The organism is Corynebacterium sp. HMSC11E11 (genome assembly GCF_001807025.1).
Lineage (GTDB): Bacteria > Actinomycetota > Actinomycetes > Mycobacteriales > Mycobacteriaceae > Corynebacterium > Corynebacterium freneyi.
This window is the reverse complement of sequence record NZ_KV787099.1, coordinates 23,533-31,214: the sequence shown is the minus strand read 5'-3', so window position 1 is coordinate 31,214 and position 7,682 is coordinate 23,533. Positions and strand designations below refer to the sequence as shown.

At 68.0% G+C, this 7,682-nt stretch carries 7 protein-coding genes and 2 tRNA genes; 5 read left to right on the top strand and 4 right to left on the bottom strand.

Translation table 11 applies throughout. The features are described 5' to 3' along the window. Positions 1–182: 182 nt before the first annotated feature. Entirely contained in the window at positions 183–1,175 is a 993-nt protein-coding gene (locus HMPREF3121_RS00785) for an ABC transporter permease (protein ID WP_070519120.1), read from the top strand. Between the two features lie 67 nt (positions 1,176–1,242). Next, positions 1,243–2,049 (top strand): ABC transporter ATP-binding protein, encoded by an 807-nt coding sequence (locus HMPREF3121_RS00780; RefSeq protein WP_083291123.1) that lies wholly within the window; start codon positions 1,243–1,245, stop codon positions 2,047–2,049. Between the two features lie 61 nt (positions 2,050–2,110). Here the strand turns inward: HMPREF3121_RS00780 and HMPREF3121_RS00775 are convergent. From HMPREF3121_RS00775 to cmrA, 3 genes are all read right to left on the bottom strand, one after another. Then, positions 2,111–2,183 (bottom strand) — tRNA-His (locus HMPREF3121_RS00775). A gap of 117 nt (positions 2,184–2,300) precedes the next feature. Next, entirely contained in the window at positions 2,301–2,879 is a 579-nt protein-coding gene (gene orn, locus HMPREF3121_RS00770) for an oligoribonuclease (protein WP_083291122.1), read from the bottom strand. A 98-nt stretch (positions 2,880–2,977) separates the two neighbouring features. Further along, positions 2,978–3,775: a mycolate reductase gene (cmrA, locus tag HMPREF3121_RS00765; RefSeq protein WP_070519116.1), complete on the bottom strand. Its 798-nt coding sequence runs from the start codon at positions 3,773–3,775 to the stop codon at positions 2,978–2,980. A gap of 299 nt (positions 3,776–4,074) precedes the next feature. Here cmrA and HMPREF3121_RS00760 point away from each other — a divergent pair, with 299 nt between their 5' ends. Together HMPREF3121_RS00760 and HMPREF3121_RS00755 are read left to right on the top strand one after the other, a co-directional pair. Continuing rightward, positions 4,075–4,698 (top strand): TetR/AcrR family transcriptional regulator, encoded by a 624-nt coding sequence (locus HMPREF3121_RS00760; RefSeq protein ID WP_246816021.1) that lies wholly within the window; start codon positions 4,075–4,077, stop codon positions 4,696–4,698. A gap of 75 nt (positions 4,699–4,773) precedes the next feature. Next, positions 4,774–5,124 carry a hypothetical protein gene (locus tag HMPREF3121_RS00755; RefSeq protein WP_070519113.1) on the top strand — a complete coding sequence of 117 codons (351 nt, stop codon included), beginning with the start codon at positions 4,774–4,776 and terminating at the stop codon, positions 5,122–5,124. A 98-nt stretch (positions 5,125–5,222) separates the two neighbouring features. Here the strand turns inward: HMPREF3121_RS00755 and HMPREF3121_RS00750 are convergent. After that, positions 5,223–5,296, bottom strand: a tRNA-Arg gene (locus tag HMPREF3121_RS00750). Between the two features lie 124 nt (positions 5,297–5,420). Between HMPREF3121_RS00750 and HMPREF3121_RS00745 the strand changes: the two genes are divergently transcribed. Continuing rightward, positions 5,421–7,538 carry a bifunctional copper resistance protein CopD/cytochrome c oxidase assembly protein gene (locus HMPREF3121_RS00745; RefSeq protein ID WP_070519111.1) on the top strand — a complete coding sequence of 706 codons (2,118 nt, stop codon included), beginning with the start codon at positions 5,421–5,423 and terminating at the stop codon, positions 7,536–7,538. The last annotated feature ends 144 nt before the right edge of the window (positions 7,539–7,682 follow it).

Here is a 7,682-nt window from a genome sequence, read left to right as displayed (position 1 = left end):
CCGGCCCTGCGGCGGGGGAGTGGGTCTCGGGGCGGTCGTTCACGCCCCCAGCGTAAGTGCCGCACGCGCCGGGGTGCAGGTGGCGGGGCGCGGCGGCGTCGTCGGGGTCAACCGAAAGTTGGGAGGCAAGTCCCATCCCGCGGGCGATTCGCCGGAGGCCCGCGCCGACGACCATTGGAGTCATGTACCAGGCAACTCGTGAACTCCGCGCCGCACCCGGGCGCACCGCATTGATCACCGTCACCGTCGGCTTGATCGCCGTGCTCGTCACCATGCTGTCCGCATTGGCGGCGGGCTTGTCCCATCAGTCGACGTCGGCGTTGTCCGAATCCCTCGGCGACGACGATGCCGTCATCGTCGCCGACGCCGGTTCTCCGTCGTTGGCGGCGTCTCGCTTGACGACGGCCCAGGTCACGGCCGCGAAGTCCGAGGGCGGGGCCGAGGTGTGGTCCGTGGGCCGCGCGCGCCTCGGCGGTGAGCCGGTTTTCGTCTTCCCGGACCATTCGCTCGGACGCAACGAGATCCGTCCCTCCGACGCCGTCGCAGAGGATCTTCCGGAGTCCGGCACCGCGACCTTCGGGGGGCGGACGGTCACCGTCGCCGGTACCGGGGGTGACCTGTGGTGGGAGCACCAGCCGGTCGTGTTCGTCGACCCCGCGCTGGCGGAGCAGATCGCCGGTGGCGCGTCGGCCGTCGTCGTCGACGAATCCGTGGCCGAGGCCCCCGAGGTCGACGGCACCGTGGTCGTGCGCGGCGACGAGCGCATGGACCTGTCGTCGTCGAACAAGGGCGAGCAGATGTCGCTCAACGCGATGACGTCGTTGCTGTACCTCATTTCCGCGTTGGTCGTCGGCGCGTTTTTCATGGTGTGGACCGTCCAGCGCATGCGCGGCGTCGCGGTGTCTTCGGCGCTGGGGGCGTCGCGTCCGGTGCTGGCCGCCGATTCGTTGGGCCAGGCGCTCATCGTGCTGGCGGTCGGCGTCGGCTCGGGCGTCGCCGTCACCGTCGGCGCGGGCACGTGGCTGTCGTCCAGCGGCATCATGCCGGTGCTCATCGACGCGTCGACGACCGCGTGGCCGGCGTTGGTCCTCGTCGGCACCGGATTGATCGGCGCGGCCGTGGCGCTGGTGCCCGTGCTGCGCGTCGAGCCGAGGGAGGCGCTGGCCAATGCGTGACCCCGCCGGCCCGAACCGGACCGCCCGCACCACCTTTGCCCCGCATGAACGCGAACAGGAGACCACGATGACCTCGTCCACCGCATTCGATTCCCGCACCGCCGATTCCCGCACCGCCGACGCCCGTCGGGCGCTGCACATCTCCGGCGTCGGCCTGGAGGTCGCGGACGGTTCCGCGACGCGCCGCATCCTCGACGACGTCTCCCTCGACGTCGACCGCGGCGAGGTCGTCGCCGTCACCGGCCCCTCCGGATCGGGCAAGTCCACGCTGCTCGCGGTGGCGGGCTGCCTGCAGACCCCCGACACGGGCGTCGTCACGCTGCATGGTGCCGACGGCGACGTCGACCTGACCGCCCGGGGCGCCGACGCGACGCGTGTGCGTCGCGAACACATCGGTCTGGTGTTCCAGCAGCCGAACCTGCTTCCCGCGTTGACGGTGCGGGAGCAGCTGATCGTCATGACGCGCCTGGGCCGCATTCTTCCGCCGCCGGCCTCCGAGCGTCGCCGCGCCCGCGAGCGTGCCGCCGAGTTGCTCGAGTCCGTGGGACTGAGCGGTATGGCCGAGCGCCGCGTGTCCACCCTGTCCGGCGGTCAGCAGGCGCGGGTGAACCTGGCGCGAGCTTTGATGAATGAGCCCGAGTTGCTGCTGGTCGACGAGCCCACCGCCGCCCTCGACCGCGCCTCCGCCGAGGCGGTCACCGACCTCATCGTCGACGTCACCCGCCACTATGGTGCCGCGACCCTGTACGTCACCCACGATCCCGGCCAGGCCGAGCGCGCCGACCGCGTCATGGAGATGGTCGACGGACGCCTGACCGACGTCGGCGCGCCGGGCGGGGCGGCTGCGCAGCGGGAGCATGCCGTGGCGAGGTAGTCGCCGCGAACCCCCGCGCATGCGAAAGGCCCGGACCAAACGGTCCGGGCCTTTCCTTCGGGGTGACTGACGGGACTCGAACCCGCGACACCCAGGATCACAACCTGGTGCTCTACCAACTGAACTACAGTCACCATCGCATTCACGACGTCGGGGTAGCCCGCGCCGTGCAGCGGATTACAGGATAACCCACGAATCGTGCCCGACAAAACCGCAGGTCATCGGGATGCTTGACGACGGTCCTGCCCAGGTCACTCCATCGGCACGGCACGCATGGCGTCCTCGGCCGCCCGCGTGACCTCATCGGTGGACGGTCCCTCGCCGGGGACGAGCATGGCGCGGCGGTAGAACTCCAGCTCGCGGATCGACTCTCGGATGTCGGCCAGCGCACGGTGCGACATGCCCTTCTCCGGCTGCCCGAAGTACACGCGCGGGTACCAGCGGCGGGCCAGTTCCTTCAGGGAGGACACGTCGATCATGCGGTAGTGCAGGAACTGGTCGAGCTCCGGCATGTAGCGGTTGATGAAGCCGCGGTCCGAGGCGATCGAGTTGCCGGCCAGCGGTGCCTGACGCTCGGCGGGCACCCACTGGCGGATGTAGTCGAGAACCATGCGCTCGGCTTCGTCGACGTCGACGGTCGACCGGCGGATCTCGTCGGTAAGGCCGGAGGACGCGTGCATTTCGGTGACGAACGAGTCCATCTGCGCCAGTTCCGTCTCCGAGGCGTGGACCACGATGTCGACGCCGTCGCCGAGGATGTTGAGCTGCGCATCCGTGACCAGGGCCGCGATTTCCACGATGACGTGCCTGTTGGGATCCAGGCCGGTCATCTCGCAGTCGATCCACACGATGCGGTCGTACTTCGGGGCAACGCCGTTGGAATCGTTGCCGGTGTTGTCGTTGCAGTTGGCGTCGTCGTGCGCGTGGGTCACTGGGCCATCCCTTCGTAGAAACGTCCGATGATGGGGGCGACGAGCCACCTCGGCAGGTAATTGCCCGCGGTGTTCATGCCCTTGCTCAGGGCGCCGGGCACCACCCGCAGGCGATTGGCCGCCACCGCATCGAGGCTGTCGCGGGCGCAGTCGTCGGTGGAGGTCCACAGGAAATCGGGGACGTTCTCGTCGACCTCGTTGGCGCCGCCGTCACGCTCGTCGGGACGCACCGGGCCGGGGGCCAGCAACGTGCAGTGCACGCCGGTGCCCTTGAGGTCGTAATGCAGCGCCTCGGTGAACGTGTTCACGAACGCCTTCGTGCCCACGTACGTGGCGTTGTTCGGGATGACCGTCGTGCCGGCCGCCGAACCCACGTTGAGGATCGCACCCGAACCGCGCTCGACCATCTGCGGCACCACCAGCTGCGTCAGATCGAACAGGGCGGTGGCGTTGAGCTCGAACTGCGCCTTCTCGTACTCCGGGTCCAACTCCTGGAAACGGCCGAACGTGGCGATGCCGGCGCAATTGACCATCACGCTGATCCGGCGCTCCCGCAGCTCGTCGCAAAGCACCTCCCGCTCCCGCGGATCCGACAAATCGCAGGGACGGACCTCCACGGACGGGGACGGGCCCGACAGCTCCGCGGCCAGGGCCTCCATCTTGTCCGCCGACCGGGCAACGAGAATCAGCGAATGGCCGCGCCGGGCGAGTTCCCTGGCCAACGCCTTTCCGATGCCTTGCGACGCGCCGGTCACCACGGCGCGGTAATCGGGATGGGGAGCGGGCAATGCCATGTTCGTCCTCGCGGTCGGTCGACGGATGGTTACGCCGCAAGCCTAGTGCGCCGAGACGCCGCCCACGGGCCGGCCCGGCACCCGATGCTCCGGCGGGGAGGGGCCCATGAGGCGGCGGCAATGGGGGAAAGGGTTGTTTGCCCATGTCGGAGACGTATACGGGTGTCCCCTTCATGGGTGTGGGAAACGGGGATCACGCAGATCGCGCATTACCATTGACCCAGATTCGATTGGTCGCAGGACCAAAAGCCTTCACCCCGGCCGAAAAATTCCCGGTCGGACGCGGGAAAGGAATGACGATGAACCGCGGCAACGACGCGAAAACCTCGGTCGACGAGGCCATCATCGAGGCGGCGCGCGAAAGCATCATGTCCGTCGGACTTCGCCGCACCTCCATCGCCGAGATCGCCCGCAACGCCGGAGTGTCGCGCCCGACCGTTTACCGTCGCTACGCGGACCTCGACGAACTGTCGAACGAAGTGATCACCCGCGAATTCCTGCGGATCCTCGCCGAGCTGCGCGACATGCCCGGCGACGCCCGCCAACGCATGGTCGCGCGCTTCCGCATCATCCTGGCCAGGCTGTCCAACGGCGAATTCTTCCTCAACCTCGCCGAAACCGACCCCGAACGCATCGTCCGCGCCATCATCCGCCCCAAGGGATCCAGCGAACGGTCGATCATCGAGCAGTACATCCTGCCGGGCATCAACCACGGCCAGGAAGACGGCTCCATCCGCGACGGCGACCCCATCGTGCTGGCCAACAACGTGTTCATGGTCATGCAGTCCGCCGTGCTCATGTGCTCCAACCTCCTGCGCGAAAGCGTCGGCGACGGGGCCAACGGTGCAGACGGTGCCGAAGATGCCGTGGAGGCCGCCGTCGACGAAGTCACCGAAATGGTCGACCGTTACCTGCGGCCGTAAGTCTGCGTCGCGTGTGCCGGGCCCGTCGGCGCATTCGGCTAAGGCGATCAATCCGACGAACCGAAGGAGATCATCGTGCGCTCTCTTTTCCTCGCCGCCGCAGCGGCCCACGCCGTGCTGGTGGCCGTTCTTTTCACCGCTTCGGTCGACGTGATGCTTCTGTCGGGCATCGGCATCGTCGCCACCCTCGTGACCGGGGTGGTGGGGCTGGTGCGCAAGGGCATCGGCGCCGGAATGTGGGCGGGCGCCGTCGCCGGGCTCATCGCCCTGCTCGGATGGGGGTCGTGGTTGCTCGTCTGGGCGACCGACCCCGACCGCAACGACCCGGTGATCAACGTCTGGGGCATCCTGCTGCCGGGGCTCGCTGTGATCATCTACCTGGTGGCGGCCGCGTTGCCGTCCACCCGCCGCGACGTGGCCGGCTGAATCGACCGCCGGAATCCGAGGCGCCGCGGCCAGGTCGCGGCCAATCGGAAAACCCCGTCGCCCTGCAATGGAACAGGACGGCGGGGGTTTTCGCACCGTGCCCCCGGCAGGATTCGAACCCGCGACCAGCCGGGTAGAAGCCGGATGCTCTAATCCACTGAGCTACGGAGGCATGCGAAACGGAATGATAACCCGGCCACCGGGATGCCCGGTAAGCGGGCGAGCCGCGGCGGGGGAGGGAACGGCGCGCCAACCGGAATTCTGCGGCCCCACCTCGGGGGTCTACCCTAGGGGGCATGACTGCGACGACGACCCGACCGACGCGCAAGGTCCGGGGAACCCTCGGCTGGTACGTGGTTTTCGCCTTGGTGGCCGGCGCCCTCGCGGGCGCGCTGTCGCTGGCGTTCAACATGGAATCCCGGACGACCCTGGGCATCCCGGACCCCGGATTCATCACGACGGTGGGCTTCCCGCTGGCGAAGGCCGGCGGCGAAATGCTGGCCGCCCTGGCGATCGGTTCGTTCATGTTGTCGGCGTTCGGCTCCCGCCCCAGGCCGGACGGGACGGTCGACCTCGACGGCTGGGCGGCGGCGCGGACCGGCCGGTGGGCGATCCTGAGCTGGGGGCTCATCGCGCTGCTGCAGATCCCGCTGGTGCTGTCGGACGTGTCGGGCCAGCCGCTGTCGACGACGATCCGCCCGGAGAACTGGTCCCTGGCCCTCGAGCAGGTCAGTGAGGCGCTGGCGTGGCTGTGGGTGGCCATCTTCGCCCTGGTCGTGGCCGTCGGTTCGGCGCTGACCAGCAAGTGGATCTGGCAGCCGGTGTTCTTCGCCGTGTCGCTGCTGTCGATGATGCCGCTGGCCGTCGTCAGCCACAACGCCACCGGCGGCAACCACGATTACGGCACCAACTCGTACATCTGGCACCTGACGTTCACGGTGTTCTGGGTCGGCGGTCTGATGGCGCTCATCGGCCATGCGCGCCGCCGCGGCGAGTTCATGTCCGAGGTCGCGTCGCGCTACAGCTTCGTCGCGCTGGTCGCGTTCGTGGCCATGAGCGCGTCGGGCGTGATCAACGCGGCGATCAACCTGTCGTGGCACGACCTGTTCGACAACAACTACGGCATCCTCGTGGTGGTCAAGACGCTGCTGATCGTCGTGCTGGGCCTGTTCGGCTACATGCACCGGAAGGTGACCATCCCGGCGCTGGACAAGGACCCCAACGGCCCGGCGTTTTGGCGTCTGGCCATCGTGGAGGTTCTGGTCATGGCCGTGGCGGTCGGTGTCGCGGTGGCGCTGGGCCGCACGCCTCCGCCGCCGAATTACTCGGACCAGGCCGGTGGCGAGGGCCTGCCGCCGATCACGCAGATGGAGGTCAAGCTCGGCTACAAGCTGGAGATCCCCTTCGGCTGGGAGGCGATGTTCACGCAGTTCCGGTTCGACATCTTCTTCGGCTCGGCGGCGATCATCGCGGCGTGGATCTACCTGTACTGGCTGCGGAAGCTGCGCAAGCGCGGCGGCGAGTGGCCGATTTCGAACACGATCTGGTGGCTGTCGGGTTGTGCGCTGTTGCTGTTCACGTCGTCGTCGGCGTTGGGCGTGTACATGCCGGCGCTGTTTTCGGTGCACATGCTGGCGCACATGCTGTACTCGATGGCGATTCCGGTGATGTTGGCCCTGGGCGGCCCGGTGACGTTGGCGTTGCGCGCGCTCAAGCCGGCGGGTCGCACGGGCCTGCCGGGCGTGCGCGAGTGGTTGGTGGCGTTCATCAACAATCCGGTGTCGCGGTTCCTGACCAATCCGATCGTGGCCACGGCGCAGTTCGTGGCGGGTTTCTACCTGCTGTACATGACGCCGTTGTACGACTTCCTGGCCGACGAGCACGCCGGTCACCTGTTCATGAACATTCACTTCCTGATCTCCGGGTACATCTTCTACTGGGTGATCATCGGCGTGGATGCGGCGCCGCAGCAGATTTCGCCGGCGGTGAAGCTGGTATCGCTGATGGGTTCGCTGCCGTTCCATGCGTGGTTCGGCATCACGTTGATGCAGATGCAGCAGGTGTTGGCGGAGGAGTACTACCGCAATCTGGCGTTGCCGTGGTACGTGGATTTGCTGGAGGACCAGAACGTCGGCGGCGCGGTGGCGTGGGCGTTGGGTGAGGTGCCCCTGTTCATCGTGATGACGGCCCTGTTCGTCCAGTGGCGGCGCAGCGACGAGAGGGATGCCGCCCGCTACGACCGCAACGCCGAGCGCGATCATGACGCTGAGTTGGAGGCCTACAACGCCATGCTGGCGGCGCGCACGAGCCGGGGCATGACCGACGAGGAGCGCGAGTACTACACCGGCACCGTCGATGCCGAGCATGAGGTGCATCTCGGGTCTGCGAAGGACGCCGGAAAGCTGCGCAAGTAGCTCCTTTTCGGGGGCGTTTTCGCAGGTTGGCGCGCGGCGGGTGGTTCCCGTCGCGCGCCTTTCCGTTTGCCGGCGGGCCGTGTGCTTTACGACGCCCACCGGGTCGTGCAGGAGCCGCCCGGCGAAGGGCCTTGGGCTTTACGA

Bases quoted from the DNA above. Each gene is read 5' to 3' on its own strand.
- HMPREF3121_RS00780 (WP_083291123.1), top strand. From the start codon at position 1,243: ATGACCTCGTCCACCGCATTCGATTCCCGCACCGCCGATTCCCGCACC.
- orn (WP_083291122.1), bottom strand. From the start codon at position 2,879: ATGACCGGCCTGGATCCCAACAGGCACGTCATCGTGGAAATCGCGGCC.
- HMPREF3121_RS00745 (WP_070519111.1), top strand. From the start codon at position 5,421: ATGACTGCGACGACGACCCGACCGACGCGCAAGGTCCGGGGAACCCTC.
- HMPREF3121_RS00760 (WP_246816021.1), top strand. From the start codon at position 4,075: ATGAACCGCGGCAACGACGCGAAAACCTCGGTCGACGAGGCCATCATC.
- HMPREF3121_RS00785 (WP_070519120.1), top strand. From the start codon at position 183: ATGTACCAGGCAACTCGTGAACTCCGCGCCGCACCCGGGCGCACCGCA.
- cmrA (WP_070519116.1), bottom strand. From the start codon at position 3,775: ATGGCATTGCCCGCTCCCCATCCCGATTACCGCGCCGTGGTGACCGGC.